The sequence below is a fragment of the Parafrankia sp. FMc2 genome, assembly GCF_041008525.1.
Lineage (GTDB): Bacteria > Actinomycetota > Actinomycetes > Frankiales > Frankiaceae > Parafrankia.
Genome location: NZ_JBFLUG010000004.1, coordinates 65,967 through 82,305 on the forward strand (window position 1 = coordinate 65,967; position 16,339 = coordinate 82,305).

Annotated in this window: 13 protein-coding genes; 9 read left to right on the top strand and 4 right to left on the bottom strand. The window is 70.2% G+C overall.

The window, feature by feature from the left end; translation table 11 throughout:
- Window positions 1–35 precede the first annotated feature (35 nt).
- Together AB1460_RS02900 and AB1460_RS02905 are read left to right on the top strand one after the other, a co-directional pair.
- Window positions 36–593, top strand: a complete 558-nt coding sequence (locus AB1460_RS02900; protein ID WP_368958976.1) for a nuclear transport factor 2 family protein — start codon at window positions 36–38, stop codon at window positions 591–593.
- A gap of 68 nt (window positions 594–661) precedes the next feature.
- The gene (locus AB1460_RS02905; RefSeq protein WP_368958977.1) at window positions 662–1,222 is read left to right on the top strand and encodes a nuclear transport factor 2 family protein; all 561 of its coding nucleotides are present in this window, start codon (window positions 662–664) and stop codon (window positions 1,220–1,222) included.
- Window positions 1,223–1,355: 133 nt separating this feature from the next.
- On the opposite strand, the gene AB1460_RS02910 is transcribed toward AB1460_RS02905, so the two are convergent.
- From AB1460_RS02910 to AB1460_RS02925, 4 genes are all read right to left on the bottom strand, one after another.
- Window positions 1,356–2,540, bottom strand: a complete 1,185-nt coding sequence (locus tag AB1460_RS02910; RefSeq protein WP_368958978.1) for an amidohydrolase family protein — start codon at window positions 2,538–2,540, stop codon at window positions 1,356–1,358.
- A gap of 124 nt (window positions 2,541–2,664) precedes the next feature.
- Window positions 2,665–3,978: an acyl-CoA dehydrogenase family protein gene (locus tag AB1460_RS02915; protein ID WP_368958979.1), complete on the bottom strand. Its 1,314-nt coding sequence runs from the start codon at window positions 3,976–3,978 to the stop codon at window positions 2,665–2,667.
- Entirely contained in the window at window positions 3,975–5,126 is a 1,152-nt protein-coding gene (locus AB1460_RS02920; protein WP_368958980.1) for an acyl-CoA dehydrogenase family protein, read from the bottom strand. The genes AB1460_RS02915 and AB1460_RS02920 overlap by 4 nt, the downstream gene beginning before the upstream one ends.
- Window positions 5,127–5,191: 65 nt before the next feature.
- On the bottom strand, window positions 5,192–5,803 hold the full coding sequence (locus tag AB1460_RS02925; RefSeq protein ID WP_368959041.1) for a TetR/AcrR family transcriptional regulator: 612 nt from the start codon (window positions 5,801–5,803) through the stop codon (window positions 5,192–5,194).
- A gap of 435 nt (window positions 5,804–6,238) precedes the next feature.
- On the opposite strand from AB1460_RS02925, the gene AB1460_RS02930 reads away from it, so the two are divergent.
- The 7 genes from AB1460_RS02930 to AB1460_RS02960 all read left to right on the top strand — a co-directional run bounded on the left by AB1460_RS02930 (window position 6,239) and on the right by AB1460_RS02960 (window position 16,313).
- Window positions 6,239–7,537: a cytochrome P450 gene (locus tag AB1460_RS02930; RefSeq protein WP_420497176.1), complete on the top strand. Its 1,299-nt coding sequence runs from the start codon at window positions 6,239–6,241 to the stop codon at window positions 7,535–7,537.
- 123 nt (window positions 7,538–7,660) lie between these two features.
- Window positions 7,661–9,262 (top strand): SMP-30/gluconolactonase/LRE family protein, encoded by a 1,602-nt coding sequence (locus AB1460_RS02935; RefSeq protein WP_368958982.1) that lies wholly within the window; start codon window positions 7,661–7,663, stop codon window positions 9,260–9,262.
- A gap of 5 nt (window positions 9,263–9,267) precedes the next feature.
- Window positions 9,268–10,119 carry an SDR family NAD(P)-dependent oxidoreductase gene (locus AB1460_RS02940; RefSeq protein WP_368958983.1) on the top strand — a complete coding sequence of 284 codons (852 nt, stop codon included), beginning with the start codon at window positions 9,268–9,270 and terminating at the stop codon, window positions 10,117–10,119.
- Between the two features lie 99 nt (window positions 10,120–10,218).
- The gene (locus tag AB1460_RS02945) at window positions 10,219–11,604 is read left to right on the top strand and encodes an aromatic ring-hydroxylating oxygenase subunit alpha (protein ID WP_368958984.1); all 1,386 of its coding nucleotides are present in this window, start codon (window positions 10,219–10,221) and stop codon (window positions 11,602–11,604) included.
- 85 nt (window positions 11,605–11,689) lie between these two features.
- The gene (locus AB1460_RS02950; protein ID WP_368958986.1) at window positions 11,690–13,516 is read left to right on the top strand and encodes a flavin-containing monooxygenase; all 1,827 of its coding nucleotides are present in this window, start codon (window positions 11,690–11,692) and stop codon (window positions 13,514–13,516) included.
- A 38-nt stretch (window positions 13,517–13,554) separates the two neighbouring features.
- On the top strand, window positions 13,555–14,499 hold the full coding sequence (locus AB1460_RS02955; RefSeq protein ID WP_368958987.1) for an SDR family NAD(P)-dependent oxidoreductase: 945 nt from the start codon (window positions 13,555–13,557) through the stop codon (window positions 14,497–14,499).
- 107 nt (window positions 14,500–14,606) lie between these two features.
- A complete protein-coding gene (locus AB1460_RS02960) occupies window positions 14,607–16,313 on the top strand; it encodes a thiamine pyrophosphate-binding protein (protein WP_368958988.1) in 1,707 nt (568 codons plus the stop codon).
- Window positions 16,314–16,339: the final 26 nt, after the last annotated feature.

Genomic DNA, 16,339 nt, shown 5'->3' on the forward strand with positions numbered 1-16,339 from the left:
CACCAGGTTTCGCCCGTTTTCCTCTGGAGGACAGAATGGATATCCCGATCAGCCCGGAGCGGCTCGCCAGGCTTTCGGACGTGCTCGACCGGCAGGACATCCTCGACTGCCTGACCCGCTTCAGCCGGGGCATGGACCGGTTGGACCGCGAGTTGTTCCTCTCGGCGTTCCACAAGGACGCCGTGATCGCCGCGGGGTCCTTCGTGGGCGGCCCGACGGAGCTGTACGACTGGGCGGCCCCGATGCACGAGCAGGGGCAGGCGGCCACCCATCACAACCTGCTCAACGTCACCTACGACATCGACGGCGACACGGCGCACACGGAGACCTACTACCTGTTCGTCGGCCGCAACCGGGACGAGACGAACTGGATCGCCGGCGGGCGCTACATCGACCGCCTGGACAGGCGCGGCGGCGAGTGGCGCATCGCGGTCCGGACGAACGCGATCGAGTGGTCCGGGCTCGTCCCGACTCTCGACATCCCGTTCGCCGACGTCCCCGATGTCCACCTCAACGGCACCCCGGGGCGGGGGTCGGGTGACCCGTCCTACCGGCGGCCGCTGACGAACCTGCGCGAGCCGCAGATCCCCTGACCGCCCGCCGGGCAGATCCCCCTGACCGCCCGCCGGACGGACCGACCAACCACAAGGGAGCCCGCACCATGACCAACGACACCACCGAGGGCGCCCCCGGGGCCGACGACCTCAGGTACGTCGTCGACCGCGCGCGGATCCTCGACTGCGTGGCCCGCGTCGCCCGGGGTGAGGACCGCCGCGACGCCGATCTGATCAGCAGCGCGTACTGGCCGGAGGCCACCGACGACCACGGCATCTTCGTCGGTGGGCTCAAGGAGTACCTCGACTGGGTGGTCCCGGGCGCCGACGCGATCACGGTCACGTTACACACCCTGGGGCAGAGCCTGATCGAGGTCAGCGGGGACACGGCGACCGCGGAGACGCACGTGACCGCCTACCACCGCATCAACCTGGGCGAGCAGGAGAACGACATCGTGATCGGGGGGCGGTACCTGGACCGCCTGGAGCGGCGTGACGGGCAGTGGCGTATCGCCCACCGCACGATGCTCTACGACTGGCTCCGTGACGTCGGCACGTCGGTCGACTGGTCCCAGGGCGTGCTCGGCATGCCGTTCCTCGGCGACCACTACGTCGGCCGGGCGCACGGCGACCACAGTGTCACCGCCTTCCGGCCCGACCAGGCCTGACCGGACCTGACCGGACCTGACCGGACCCGCTCGGGCCGCACCGGCCCGAGCGGGAGACGAGAGCGGCCCGCACCGGGACTCGGTGCGGGCCGCTGCGCGCTGCGCCGGGCGGGCCGGGGCGGGGAAGGAGGCCTCAGACCGCGGCGGGCACCTTCATGAGCTGGGCGAGGTTGCCGCCCATCATCTTGCGCACCAGCGGCTCGGGCAGGTGCTCGAGCTCCTTCAGGTAGCTGCGCGGGCTGGCCAGCCCCTCGGGATGCGGGTAGTCGGAGCCGAAGAGGACGTGGTCCTCACCGATGAGCTCGGCGAGCTCGGCGAGGTTCTCCTCCCAGAACGGGCTGATGTAGATGTTGCGGCGCACGACGTCGACCGGGTTCTCCAGGAAGTCCTGGGGCATCTTCTTGTACAGCTTCGCCATGGCGGACAGCAGCGGGCCGACCCAGCTCATCCCGTTCTCGACGATCGCGATCCTGAGGTCGGGGAACCGGGAGAGCGCTCCGTGGCAGACGAGCGCCGAGACGGCGTCCTCGACGGGGCGCCAGGCCTGCAGCATGTGGAAGGCGTTCGGCTGGAACGGCAGCATCTCGCGGCTGCGGCCCATCCAGTCACTGCTGTACCGGGCGTAGCCGCTGTCCGAGGAGTGCAGCGCGACGAGGATGCCGGCTTCCTGGACCCGGGCCCAGAACGGGTCGAACTCCGGCAGCCCGAACGACCGCGGCCCGCGCAGGCCGGGAACGGGAGCCGGCCGGATGAGGACCACCCGCGCGCCGCGTTCGAGGACCCATTCGAGTTCCTCGATGGCCTTCTCGACGATCGGCAGCGTGATGACCGGAGTGGTGAAGATCCGTTCCTCGTAGTTGAACGTCCAGGTCTCGTGCAGCCACTCGTTGAGCGAGTGGACGACCACGTGGATCAGGTCCGGGTCGTCACGCAGCCGCTCCTCGATGAGGCTGGCGAGGGTGGGGAACATCAGGGTGCGGTCGAGGCCCTGCTCGTCCATGAGGGCGAGGCGCGCTGCCGGCTCACGCCAGGCCGGGATGGAGCGCACCGGCTTGCCGAAGATCTCCCGGTAGGACTTGCCCTCCGGGTTGCCGTGCCGGTAGTAGTCCTCCTGCGCGCCCGGGCGGGCGACGACGTCGAACGTCGGGTTCGGGATGTACTCGCTGATCTGGCCCTTGACCACGATCTTCGTACGGCCGCGCAGGTCGACGTAGTCGATGGCGCCCTTGTACCGGTCGGGCAGGAACTTGGTGAGCGCGTCCCGTGTCTCGTATAAGTGGTTGTCCGCGTCGAAGACCGGGATGTCGTTGCTGGGCATCGGACCTCCTGGAAAGCTGCCTGGGGAACGGGAACCGGACGGGTGCCGGTGGGTCGCGCGGTGCGAGCAGGTCGGCACTGTCCGCCACACCAGGACGCCGGGACACCAGGGGTGGCCGGTGGCCTCAGGATCGGGCGGAGCCGCCCCGCGGGACGTCGCGGAAGGCCCGGTCGCGGTCGAGCGCGGCCTCCCGTGGCATACCGAGCACTCGCTCACTTATGACATTACGCGCGATCTCGGTCGTCCCGCCGCCGATGCAGGTGGTCTGACGTAGCAGGAAGTCCGTGCCGATCTCGGCGATCGCGCCGTCGTCCGGTGCCCAGGCCGCTCCGGCCGAGCCGGAGATGTCGAACGCCATCGAGGTGACCCGCGTCGAGGAGAGGCCCGCGAACAGCCGGCCGATGGCCGCCGACTGGTCGGGCAGCTTGCGGGACCGCACACCGGTGCTGATCCGGGCCTGCAGGGCCTCGCGGACGAGGTCGAGCACGCGGCCCTCGCCGATGAGGTCGCGGGTGCGCGGGTCGTCGAGCCGACCGGCGTCGCGGGCGACGTCCACCAGGAAGGTGGCGTCGACGCCGCCGTAGGACCAGCCGGACGGCATGGTGACGAACGGGGAGTTGTGCAGCATCCGCTCGTGGAACATCCAGCGGGTGCCGACCGTCCAGCCGTCGTCGACGTTGCCGATCCGGTCGCTGTCGGGCACCCGGACGTCGGTGAGGTACTCCTGGCAGAACTCCTTGTTGCCGTTGAGCATCTCGATGCGCTGGACGTCCACCCCGTCCTGGTGGATCGGCAGGATGAACACCGTCAGCCCGCGGTGCTTGGAGACGTCCCAGTTGGTGCGGGCCAGGCACAGCGCCCAGTCGGACCACCAGGCGCCGGTCGTCCAGATCTTGGAGCCGTTGAGGATCCACTCGTCGCCCTCGAGGACGGCGCTGGTCGTGACGGAGGCGACGTCCGAGCCGCTGCCGGGCTCGGACAGGAACTGCATCCAGATCTCCTCGCCCTTGAGGATGGCGGGGATGTGGCGCAGTTTCTGTTCCTCGGTGCCGAACTCCAGCAGCACGGCGGCGCAGGGCGAGAACGTGGGCGCCTGGATGCGGGACGGGTACTCGAAACCCGTGATCTCCTCGTTGAACGCGCGCTGGTGGGCGGGGCTGAGGCCCAGGCCGCCGTAGGCGGGTGGGAAGCAGATGCCCGCCAGCTTCGCGTCGAAGAGCATCCGCTGGATCTCGCGCTCGCGGGCGACCTCGGCGAGCTCCTCGTCGTCGGTGAGGCGGGCCCGCATCACGCCGGTCTTCGCGTGCGTGACCAGCGGCTGGAGGTTGGCCCGGATCCAGGTCCGGGCGCGGGCACGGAACTCCTCGACGCTTTCCGCCGGCGCTGTATCCGCCGGCGCTGTATCCGCCGGGGAGGTGGCGGTCGGCTCGGTGCTCATGCCCGCTCCTTGTACTGCTCGACGGTGCCGGCGACGCGCTGGCGGTGTTCGGCCGGTGTTCCGTACAGGGCCCGGTTCACGGTGACGCGGCGCAGGAACAGATGCAGGTCGTGCTCGTAGGTGACGCCGATGCCCCCGTGCAGCTGGACGCATTCCTGCAGCAGCTCGGTGCCGTTGTCACCGATGTACGACTTGGCGGCGCTGACCAGTTCGCCGGCCTCGGGGGAGCGGGCGTCGACGGCGGCCGCGGCCGCGTCGTTGATGGCGTGCGAGGCCTCCAGCCAGGTCTTCATGTCCGCGAAGCGGTGCTTCAGCGCCTGGTAGGAGGCGAGGGGGCGGCCGAAGGAGTAGCGCTCGAACGCCCACTGGACGGTCATGTCGAAGGCGGCCTGCATGGCGCCGACGGCCTCGGCGTTGTGGATGACGATCGCGAGCTGCAGCTGCCGCTCCACCTGCTCGGCCGCCTCGCCGACAGCGCCGACGACGGTGCCGTGCCCGACCCGGACCTCGTCGAGGCGGACGGTGGCGAACCGCCGGCTCAGCTCCACGGTGCGCAGCGGCTCGACGGAGACTCCGGGGGTGCCGGTGGAGACCAGGAACTGGGTCAGCCCCTGCTCTCCACGGGCGGTGACCAGGAGGTGGTCGGCCTGGCCACCCGCTTCGACCGGGCGGCACGAGCCGTTGAGGACGAAGCCGTCGCCGTCGGCGCTCCAGGTGACCCCGACGCTGCCGAGCCGGTCGAGCGGCGGTGCCCCGGACAGGCACCAGGAGGCCACGGCCGACCCGGACATGAGCCGGGCGAGCACGTCGGCGTGCGGGCCGTCGGTGTCGGCGCCGCCGGCGTCGGACAGCGTGGCGGCCACGACGTTCGTCCCGGTCAGCGGGCCGGGGGCGGCGCGCAGCCCGAACTCGTGCGCGACCAGGGTCAGGTCGACGAGCCCGGAACCGCTGACGGAGCCACCGCCCTGCTCCTCGCTGACGAGCAGCGACACCCACCCCAGCTCGGCGCCGGCGCTCCAGTAGCCGGGCTCGAACCCGGCGGCGCTGGTGCGCAGGCTCCGGACGGTCTCGGCCGGGACGCGGTCCGCCAGGAACCGCGCGGTCGCCTCCCGGAGGACCTCCTGGTCAGGACTCAACTCCAACAGCACGTTGCGTCACCTCGCGTCACGGCGTTCCCCTGCCTGCTCCAGCCAGGTCGTCTCCAGCCAGGTCGTCACGATACGGACCGCCGGTCCACATCGGCAAGAGGTGCGCCCGGCCCCCGCGCCGCCGGCACCGCGAGCCGGTGCAGGCCGGCTCGCACCTGTTCCGGGTCCATCCCGCGCACGGAGATCAGATAGTCGAGGACGTCCGCCCGCAGCGCCGTCGACAGGATGTAGGTCAGGTAGTCGGTGTCCTGCGGATGCGTCGCGGCGAGCCGCCGCGCCAGCTCGGTGAGCCAGTACCGGCTCGACGAGTGGGCGTAGTACGCGTGTGGCACCCGGTGTTCCAGTGCGCGGATGAGCGCCCGGTTCTCCCAGACGAAGTCGAGCAGGAGGTCGAGGTAGGCGTGCAGGGCGTCCGTCGCCTCGCCGCCGGGGCCGAGCGGCGGTGGGCCGTGGTCGACCAGGCGCCGCATCGCCACGGAGCGGGGGAGCAGCACCGCCTCGATCAGCGCCGTCCGGTCGCCGAAGCGGCGGAAGATCGTGCCCTTGCCCACCCCGGCGGCGCGGGCGATGTCGTTCATCGAGACCTGTTCGACTCCGTCACGGTCGAACAGCTCCGCCGCGGCCGCGAGGATGGCGGCCCTGTTGCGGGCCGCATCTGCTCGCTCCGATCCGGTCACCACTCGTGTCTCCTCAGCTGTTGACGTGGACGATCCCCTTGCCGATGTGGACCGTCGGTCCGTATTGTGACGCCCTAGTTCGTACGGCCGGGCCGATCGCGGGGCTACATCCCACAAACCGAGGGTGGACCGGGGTGGAGACGCGGTGGAAGTCCTGGCCGACAGGGGCGTCGGGCAAGGGAGCCGGATGACGCAGGGTGACCGATCGCGAGATGACCGCTCGCGCTGCCTGGGACAGGCGCTGGCCAGCGGGTCCCTCTCCGCGCGGCCGCCGCGCCGCCGGGGGGTCGTGCCACGGATCCGGCGGCCCGGCACCGGCCCGTCACGGCTCATCCCGCCTCGCGCGGCACCTGGTCCGGGCTGCCCCGGCACGAGCGCCCCACGGCCGCGGTATGACCAGCGCGAAGCGCCGACAGTCGGCGGTGAAGGGATCCGGTGCAGACGGTGACAGACATTGATGCGGTCGACTTCTTTCGGGGCGACGAGCTCATCGAGGACCCGTACTCCTATTTCCACGCCCTGCGGGCGAAGTGCCCGGTGCAGAAGGAACCGCACCACAACGTGGTGATGGTGACCGGGTACGACGAGGCTGTCTCGGTCTTCCATGACTCCGAGCACTTCTCGTCCTGTATCTCGGTGACCGGCCCGTTCCCGGGCTTCCCGGTGCCCCTGGAGGGTGACGACATCTCGGAGCTGATCGAGCGGCACCGGGCCGAGCTGCCGATGAGCGACCAGCTCCCGACCTTCGACCCGCCGGTGCACACCGACCACCGCGCGCTGCTCATGCGGCTGATCACCCCCAAGCGGCTGAAGGAGAACGAGGAGTTCATCTGGCGGCTCGCCGACCGCCTGCTGGACACCTATCTCGCCGACGGCGAGGGCGAGTTCATCAGCGGCTTCGCCGGGCCGTTCGCCCTGCTGGTCATCGCGGACCTGCTCGGGGTGCCCGAGTCCGACCACGAGGAGTTCGCGGCCAGGCTGCAGGGCCGCGGCCACGGCGACGCCGGGGTGGGCAGCACCGGTGACGACCACATGGCGCACTCGCCGCTGCAGTTCCTCTACGACAAGTTCAGCACCTACGTCGAGGACCGCCGCCGCGAGCCGCGCGACGACGTCCTCACGGGCCTCGCGACCGCGACGTTCCCGGACGGCTCGACGCCCGAGGTCATCGACGTGGTGCGGGTGGCGGCCAACCTGTTCTCGGCCGGCCAGGAGACCACCGTCCGGCTGGTCAGCACCGCGGCCAAGGTGCTCGCCGAACGCCCCGACCTGCAGGCCCTGCTGCGCCGGGAAAGCGACCGCATCCCGAACTTCATCGAGGAGACGCTGCGGCTGGAGAGCCCGGTGAAGGGCGACTTCCGGCTCGCCCGGGTCGCCACCACGGTGGGCGGCGTGGAGATTCCGGCGGGCACGACGGTCATGGTGGTCAACGGCGCGGCCAACCGCGACCCGAGCCGCTTCGCCAACCCGGACACCTTCGACGCCGGGCGGCCGAACGCCCGCCAGCACATCGCCTTCGGCCGCGGCATCCACTCCTGCCCGGGCGCGCCGCTGGCCCGTGCCGAGGCCCGCGCGGGCCTGGAGCGGCTGCTGCAGCGCACCTCGGACATCAGGGTCTCCGAGCGCGTGCACGGCCCGGCCGACGCCCGCAACTACCGCTACCTTCCGACCTTCATCCTCCGCGGCCTGACCCACCTGAACCTGGAGTTCACGCCGGTGGAGAACGGCAGTTGACTCCGGATTCGACGCGGGTGCCGGCAGCGCTGCCGGCACCCGCGGCGGGGCCCGGAATCCGCCCCTCTGTGATCCACCGCGAGTGCTTACCCTAACAACGAGGTTTCCGGGAGTACGCCACCAATGTCGTTACAAGGCGCGCGTTACGCCAGTGCCACATCCATCAGTGTCGCCGACGGGTGGAGCCTGGAACGGCTCACTCCGCCGAGCCGGCTGTTCGGCGCCAACGGTCTGCGGACGGGCCCCGACGGCCGTGTCTACGTGGCGCAGGTGACGGGCAGCCAGATCAGCGCTCTCGACGTCGAGACCGGCGCGCTGGAGACCATCAGCGCCAAGGGCGGCGACATCATCGGTCCCGACGACGTCGCCTTCGACCCGGCGGGCAACCTCTACGCCACCGAGGTCATGGACGGCCGCGTCAGCGTCCTCGGCGCCGACGGCCGGACCCGCGTGCTGCGTGACGACCTCCCCAGCGCCAACGGCATCACCGTCCACCAGGGCCGGCTGTTCATCGGCGAGTGCCGCATCGGCGGGCGGCTGATGGAGCTCGACCTGGACGGCGGCGAGCCCCGCATCCTCGCCGAGAACGTGGCGATGCCGAACGCCATGGAGGTCGGGCCGGACGGCCTCCTGTACTACCCGGTGATGGGCACCAACGACATCTGGCGGATCCACCCCGACGGCGGCGAGCCCGAGCGGGTCGCCGGCGACCTCGGTGTTCCCGACTCGGTCAAGTTCGACGCCGAGGGCTTCATCGTCTCCACCCAGGTGCACAGCGGCCAGGTGCTGCGGATCAACCCGCGCAACGGCGACAGGACCGTGCTGGCCCAGCTGGGCCCCGGCCTGGACAACTGCACCTTCGTCGGTGACCGGCTCTTCGTCTCGAGCTTCACCGGGGCGATCACCGAGATCCTCGGGGACGGCAAGACCGAGGAGACCCTGCCCGGCGGGCTGACCTGGCCGCTGGGCCTGACCGTCGACGCCGAGGGCACCCTGTTCATCGCCGACGGCACCTTCTTCTACGCGCTGACGCCGGGCGGCACCCCGCAGACGCTGGGCATGCTGTTCAGCCCGAACTACCCGGGCTTCGTCCGCAGCGTGCAGGCCGTCGGCCCGGGCGAGTTCCTCGTGGGGACCGCCAGCGGCACCGTGGTGCGCTACCGGCCCGCCGCGCAGGAGTCCGAGATCCTCGCCGAGGGGCTCGACCAGGTCTACGGGGTCGCGGCCGCCCCGACCGGTGCGGTGGCCGTCGCCGACTTCGGCACTGGTCAGGTGCTGCTCGTCCGCTCCGGCGGCCAGACGGAGGTCGTGGCGTCCGGGCTGGCCAAGCCGCTCGGCGTGGCGTTCGCCCCCGACGGCACGCTGCTGGTCTCCGAGTCCGGCGCCGGGCGCGTCGTCGGGATCACCGGCCCGAAGGTCGACACGGTGGTCGACAACCTGTCCGACCCGCAGGGCATCCTGGTGCACGGCGGCCGGATCTACATCGTCGACTCCGGGTCGAAGGAGCTCGTCAGCGTCGACCTGGCCGGCGACGACCGCCAGGTCATCGCCCGCAACCTCCCGCTCGGCGCCCCGCCCGGAGTCGTCCCGAAACCGCTGCGCGGCATGCAGCCGTTCTCCGGTCCGCAGGGGCCGTTCGCGGGCATCGCCGTCGGGCCCGACGGCACCCTGTACGTCTCCGCCGACGCCGAGGGCAGCGTGCTCGCTCTCACCCAGGCGGGCTGATCACGATGACGGACAAGGAGTTCCTCGGCCTCGACGGCCGCGTCGTCATCGTCTCCGGCGCCGGTGGCGGCGGTATCGGCACGGCGACGACCCGGCTGATCGCCCGTGCCGGCGCCACCGTGATCGCGGTGAGCCGCCGCCAGGACAACCTCGACACCCACGTCGCGCCGCTGGCCCAGGAGGGCCTCGCGGTCATCCCCGTCGCGGCCGACGCCAGCACCGACGAGGGCATCGCGACCGTCCTGGAGCAGGCCGAGCGCGCCAGTGGCGACCTCTACGGGCTGGTCAACATCGCCGGGGGTGCGGCACCCTCGTCCTGGATGGCGGCGACCCGGGTGACCCGGTCGGACTGGCGGGCGCTGTTCGCCTGGAACCTGGAGACGATGTTCTTCATGAGCCAGGCGGTCGCCGGCCGGCTGCGCTCGCAGGGGCGCCCGGGCTCGATCGTCTCGCTGTCCTCGATCAGCGGGATGAACACCGCGCCGCTGCACATCGCCTACGGCAGCGCCAAGGCCGCGGTGGTCGCGGCGACCCGTTCGCTGGCCGTGGAACTGGCCGCCGAGAACATCCGGGTGAACGCGGTCGCGCCAGGGGTGACGGAGACGCCGGGGTCCGGCGCCTATGTCGACACCGATGTCGAGCGGGACCGCCGGGCCATCGCGATGGGCCGGCGCGCGCAGCCGGAGGAGCAGGCCTCGGCCATCCTCTTCCTGCTCTCCGACCTTTCGTCCTACATCACCGGCCAGACCATTCTCGTCGACGGCGGGCTCAACCTCCGGTGGACCCATCTCGGGTCCGACAACACGTCGCTGTTCCTCAAGGACGACAACTTCCGCGCCGAGATCACGCGCCCCTAGCGCCGTCCCACCAAGTAACCCCCGCGGCCTCACCGGACAACTGGCAGAAGCTGCAACCGCCGATACCGACTATCTCCTCACGCGGGTTGGAGAAATGTCATGACAGAGACTGTCGAAAACACTCAGGGATCAGTGGCTCCGCCGACCGAACCGCTCTCGGAGCCGTTCACCATCGGACTGGACGCGTACCTCTCACCGGAGTACGCCCGGGCCGAGCGTGACCGGTTGTGGCGAAAGGTGTGGCAGCAGGTCGGCCGGATCGAGGAGATTCCCAAGGTCGGGGACTTCCTCACCTACGAGATCCTCGACGACTCGGTCATCGTGGTGCGCTCGGCGCCGGACCGGATCCGCGCCTACCACAACGTCTGCTCGCACCGGGGCCGGCCGCTGGTGGACGTCCCGCCCGGCGCCCACGACGCCCGCGGCCGCAAGCGGCAGTGGGTGTGCGGGTTCCACGGGTGGCGGTACGACCTGGACGGCAACAACACGTTCATCGCCGAGCGTGAAGACTGGAAGTGCAGCCTGACCGAGCAGAACACCCGGCTGCCCGAGGTGAAGGTCGACACCTGGGGCGGCTGGCTGTGGATCAACCTGGACCCCGACAGCGGTCCGTTGCGGGAGTACCTCGAGCCCGCGGCCAGCCTGCTCGACCCCTTCCAGCTGCAGAACATGCGGTTCCGGTGGCGCCGGTGGCTCGTCTTCGACTGCAACTGGAAGGTCGCCCTCGAGGCGTTCATGGAGACCTACCACGTGCCGTACACGCACCCGGAGTTCATGAGCTTCGGTGCCTTCCTCGGCTGGTCGCGGGCCCAGGGCATTCACAGCAACATCGGCTACGACGCCCCCAAGGACATGGACGAGAACCAGGCGAAACTGCGGGTCGGCAGCGGTGCCGACGCGCGGGTCTCCACCGCCGAACTGCAGAACTTCACCTGGGAGAACGCGAACACCAACACGACGAGGACGCTCGTCGACGTCGCGAACCGACTGGTGGAGGACCTGCCGGAGGGCACCCCGCCCGCCGAGGTGCTCCAGCACTGGCTGGCCACCGCCCGCGCCGAGGACGCGGCCCGCGGCGTGATCTGGCCGACCGTCGAACCGGCGCAGGTGGGCAGGAGTGGGACGGCCTGGCAGATCTTCCCGAACTTCCAGATCGGCCACGCGCTGAACAACATGCTCTGCTACAGTGCCCGGCCCTACGGCTACGACCCGGACAAGTGCATCTTCGAGGCGGCCGTCTACGAACTGTTCCCCCAGGGCGAGGAGCCGGAGACCGAGTGGGAGTTCTCTCCCCCCGAGGATCCGGGCTGGCGCACCGTCCTGCCGCAGGACTTCGCCAACATGGCCGCCATCCAGAAGGGCATGAAGACGGCCGGCTTCACCGGGCCGAAGCCGAACCCCTACCGGGAGCGCACCGTGGTGAACCTGCACCACAACCTGGCCCGGTACATGGGTACCGGTGAGCCTCGCCCGTACGAGGCCTGACGCCTTTTCGCGCAATCGCCCGCCGCTGACCGGTCCGGATCATCCCCGGACCGGTCAGGGCGCTGTGAAGAACCGAGGACCCTGCATGTCGCACTGCGCCCCGACGCAGACACCCGAGATCGACCATGACGCCCTGCGCGCCCGGTACCTGAACGAACGCGACAAGCGCCTGCGGGAGGACGGCCAGAAGCAGTACCTGGTGGCCGAGGGCGACCTGGAGGAGTTCCACGAGGCCGACCCCTACCTGCCGGTGACCCCGCGCCTGCCGATCCAGGAGGACATCGAGGTCGTCGTGCTCGGCGGCGGCTTCGCCGGTCTCATCGCCGCGGCCCGGATCCGGCAGACGGGCGTCGAGGACGTCCGCATCATCGAGCACGCCGGCGACTTCGGCGGAGCCTGGTACTGGAACCGCTACCCCGGCATCCAGGTCGACTCCGACAGCTACTGCTACCTGCCGTTGCTGGAGGAGGTCGGCTACATCCCGACGCGGAAGTACGCGTACGGCGACGAGGTCTTTGAGCACTGCAAGCGCATCGGGCGGCATTTCGGGCTCTACGACAAGGCCATCTTCCACACCCTCGTCCGTTCCCAGGAATGGGACCCGGAGATCGGGCGCTGGCGGATCGGCACCAACCGGAACGACGAGATCCGGGCACGTTTCGTCGTCATGTGCCAGGGGCCGTTCAACCGTCCGAAGCTGCCGGGAATCCCCGGCCTGGAGGACTTCGCCGGCCACACCATCCACACCGCGCGCTGGGACTACGAGTACACCGGCGGCAGCTCGACCGGCGGGCTGGACAAGCTCGCCGGCAAGAAGGTCGCGGTGGTCGGCACCGGCGCCAGCGGCGTGCAGGTCATCCCGCACATCGCCCAGACGGCGGAGCACCTGTACGTGCTGCAGCGCACGCCGTCGTCCATCGACCACCGCGGTGACAGCCCGACCGACCCGGAGTGGGCCGCGTCGCTGCAGCCCGGCTGGCAGCTGGAGCGCCAGCGCAACTTCCACACCGCGGCGTTCGAGGCCTTCGGCCCCGGCCAGCCGGACCTGGTCTGCGACGGCTGGACGGAGATCAGCCGCAACCTGCAGGCGCACCTGGACGCGACCGACGGCTGGGCCGCGCTGGCGGACCCTGCGACGTTCATGGAACTTCGCGAGACCGTCGACTACCAGGTGATGGAACGGCTGCGGCAGCGCGTCGACGAGATCGTGACGGATCCGGCGACGGCGGAGGTGCTGAAGCCGTACTACCGCTTCCTGTGTAAGCGGCCGTGCTTCAACGATCTGTACCTGCCGACCTTCAACCGGCCGAACGTGACCCTCATCGACGTCTCGAAGACGCAGGGCGTCGAGCGGATCACGGAGAAGGGCTTCGTCGCGCACGGCGTCGAGTACGAGGTCGACTGCATCGTGTTCGCCAGCGGTTTCGAGATCACCACCGACCTCGACCGCAAGCTCGGCATCGCCCCGTTCGCCGGCCGTGACGGCCGCTCGCTCTACGACCACTGGCGGGACGGTTACCGCACGCAGCACGGCATCATGAGTGACGGTTTCCCGAACCAGTTCTTCACCGGTTTCATCCAGGGCGGGGTGACCGCCAGCACCACCTCGATGTTCGAGCAGCAGGCCGATCACATCGCCTACGTCATCAAAGAGACCCTCGCCCGTGGGGCCACCACTGTGGAGCCCACGACCGAGGCCGTGGAGGCCTGGTGCACCACGGTGCGCGAGACGGCCATCGACAACAGCAACTTCGAGCGCGAGTGCACGCCCGGCTACTACAACAGCGAGGGCGAGAAGAAGCGCCGGTCCCATCTCGGCGACCCCTACTGGCCCGGTTTCTACGCGCTGGAGGACCTGTTCCAGGCCTGGCGCGGAACCGGTGAGCTCGAAGGCCTTTCCCTGAACCGCTGACCGGTTCATCCCGAGATGTGCGTCGAAGAGGAGCGCTGATGTCGGAACTGCGGTTCGACGGCCGGGTGGCGGTGATCACCGGTGCCGGGCGCGGGCTCGGCCGGGCCTACGCCTTACTGCTCGGTTCGCTGGGTGCCAAGGTCGTCGTCAACGACCTCGGCGGCACCATGCGCGGTGAGGGGGTCGACGCCGGGCCCGCCGAGGACGTCGTCAAGGAGATCGTCGCGGCCGGCGGCGAGGCGGTGGCCGCCACCGACTCCGTGACGACGGCCGAGGGCGGGCAGGCGATCGTCCGGACGGCGCTCGACCACTACGGCCGGATCGACATCCTGATCCACAACGCCGGGAACGTTCGGTACGGCTCGCTCACCGAGATGTCCTACGAGGACTTCGACGCCGTTCTCGACGTCCACCTGCGGGGTGCCTTCCACGTCGTGCGGGCGGCGTTCCCGCTGATGAAGGACGCCGGGTACGGGCGGATCGTGCTGACCTCCTCGATCGGCGGGCTGTACGGCAACAAGGCGGTGGCCAACTACGCCTCGGCCAAGGCGGGCGTGGTCGGCCTCTCCCACGTGGTCGCGCTCGAGGGCGCGGAACACGGCGTGACCTGCAACGCCATCGTGCCCGGCGCGCTGACCCGGATGGCGGAGGGCATCGACACCTCGGCCTACCCGCCCATGGGGCCGGAGCTCGTCGCACCGGTGGTGGGCTGGCTCGCCCACGAGTCGTGCTCGGTCACCGGTGAGATGTACGCGGCGATCGCGGGCCGGATCGCGCGCATGTTCATCGGCGAGGTTCCCGGGGTGTACCAGCCTTCCTGGACGGTCGACCAGGTCGCCGAGCGGATCGACGCGATCCGCGACACCAGTGACCCGTGGATCCTGCCCATCGTCCCGTCGGCCCACGTCGAACACATCACGCGCAGCTTCGGGATGGCGACGGGCGGGGCTGGCATCACCGGGCAGACCAGGGACTCCGCCTGACTCCAGCACCACACCGACCATCGCCAAGCCGTATGCGGGCGGACCGCATGTGCGGACTGAAAGGGGGATGGGGTACCGGGCCCGAGCGGCCCGTCCCCTGACTACCAATGGGTGTGAAAGTCTACGAGCGCATTCTGCAGCTGTTCGAGGCCGAGGGCATCAACACCATCTTCGGCATTCCCGACCCGAACTTCGTCCACATGTTCCACCGCGCCGAGGAGCGCGGCTGGACCATCGTCGCGCCGCACCACGAGGAGTCCGCCGGCTTCATGGCGGAGGCCGTGTCGCGGATGACCGGCAAGGCGGCGGTGTGCATCGGCACCCTCGGCCCCGGTGTCGCGAACCTCGCCGGCGCGATGATGTGCGCCAAGGTCGAGAACTCGCCGGTGATCTTCCTCGGTGGGCAGCGGGCGCGGATCACCGAGCAGCGGGTCCGGCGCGGTCGGATCCAGTTCGTGAAGCAGGCCGAGCTGTTCGAGCCGTCGGTCAAGTACAACGCCAGCATCGAGTACGCCGACCAGACCGACGAGGTGATCCGCGAGGGCCTGCGCAAGGCGCTGGGCGGCACCCCCGGGCCGGTCTACATCGAGTACCCCTCGCACATCATCCAGGAGGAGCTCGACCTCCCGGAGCCGGTGGCGCCGTCGGCGTACCGCCTGGTCAACCAGACCGCCGGGCCGGACCGCATCGCCGAGGCCGTGGCCGCCATCAAGGCCGCGAAGCAGCCGATCCTGCTCGTCGGCCACGGTGTCCACACCGCCCGCGCGGGCGAGTCCGTGAAGGCGCTGGCCGACCTGGTCGCCGGGCCGGTGATCCAGACCTCCGGTGGCACCTCGTTCATCAAGGGCCTGGAGGACCGTACCTTCCCGTACGGCTTCTCGGCCGCCTCGATCGACGCCGTGGTGCAGTCCGACCTGGTCGTGGCGATCGGCACCGAGCTCGGCGAGCCGGTGCACTACGGCCGCGGCCGGCACTGGGTCGCGAACGAGGCGAACCGCACCTGGATCCTCATCGAGCAGGACCCGCAGGCGATCGGGGTCAACCGCTCGATCGACGTGCCACTGGTGGGTGACCTGCGCGCGGTCGTCCCGCAGCTGGTCGAGGCCCTCAGGGACTCGCCGCGCACCGCCACCCCGGAGCTCGCGGGATGGATCCGGCAGGATGCCGACCAGCTCGCCGAGCTCGCCGAGACCGCGCCGTCGGGCCGGACCCCGGTGCACCCCGCCCGGCTGATCGTCGAGGCGACGAAGGCGTTCCCCCCGGACGGCATCATGGTCCGCGACGGTGGCGCCATCACGATCTTCGGCTGGACCTACTCGCAGGCCAAGCCGAACGACGTCATCTGGAACCAGAACTTCGGCCACCTGGGCACCGGGCTGCCCTACGCGGTCGGCGCCGGTGTCGCCGACGGCGGCCGCCGGCCGCTGATGCTCATCACCGGCGACTCGTCGTTCCAGTTCCACATCGCCGAACTGGAGACCGCGGCCCGGCTCAACCTGCCGCTCGTCTGCGTGGTCAGCGTCGACTACGCCTGGGGCCTGGAGGTCGGCGTCTACAAGCGGACGTTCGGCCAGGGCTCGCTGGAGACCGGCGTGCACTGGAGCAAGGAGACCCGGTTCGACAAGATCGCCGAGGGCTTCGGCTGCTACGGCGAGTACGTCGAGCGCGAGGAGGACATCGCGCCGGCGATCAAGCGCGCCTACGCCAGCGGGAAGACCGCCGTCATCCACGTGCCGGTCGACCCGAAGGCGAACTCGGAAGAAATGCCGAACTACGACGAGTTCCGCACCTGGTATGCGGAAGGAACTCAGTGAGAATCCGGCCGAACCAGTCGGCTGAC

Bases quoted from the DNA above. Each gene is read 5' to 3' on its own strand.
- AB1460_RS02950 (WP_368958986.1), top strand. From the start codon at position 11,690: ATGTCGCACTGCGCCCCGACGCAGACACCCGAGATCGACCATGACGCC.
- AB1460_RS02960 (WP_368958988.1), top strand. From the start codon at position 14,607: ATGGGTGTGAAAGTCTACGAGCGCATTCTGCAGCTGTTCGAGGCCGAG.
- AB1460_RS02945 (WP_368958984.1), top strand. From the start codon at position 10,219: ATGACAGAGACTGTCGAAAACACTCAGGGATCAGTGGCTCCGCCGACC.
- AB1460_RS02910 (WP_368958978.1), bottom strand. From the start codon at position 2,540: ATGCCCAGCAACGACATCCCGGTCTTCGACGCGGACAACCACTTATAC.
- AB1460_RS02935 (WP_368958982.1), top strand. From the start codon at position 7,661: ATGTCGTTACAAGGCGCGCGTTACGCCAGTGCCACATCCATCAGTGTC.
- AB1460_RS02955 (WP_368958987.1), top strand. From the start codon at position 13,555: ATGTCGGAACTGCGGTTCGACGGCCGGGTGGCGGTGATCACCGGTGCC.
- AB1460_RS02900 (WP_368958976.1), top strand. From the start codon at position 36: ATGGATATCCCGATCAGCCCGGAGCGGCTCGCCAGGCTTTCGGACGTG.
- AB1460_RS02940 (WP_368958983.1), top strand. From the start codon at position 9,268: ATGACGGACAAGGAGTTCCTCGGCCTCGACGGCCGCGTCGTCATCGTC.
- AB1460_RS02905 (WP_368958977.1), top strand. From the start codon at position 662: ATGACCAACGACACCACCGAGGGCGCCCCCGGGGCCGACGACCTCAGG.
- AB1460_RS02915 (WP_368958979.1), bottom strand. From the start codon at position 3,978: ATGAGCACCGAGCCGACCGCCACCTCCCCGGCGGATACAGCGCCGGCG.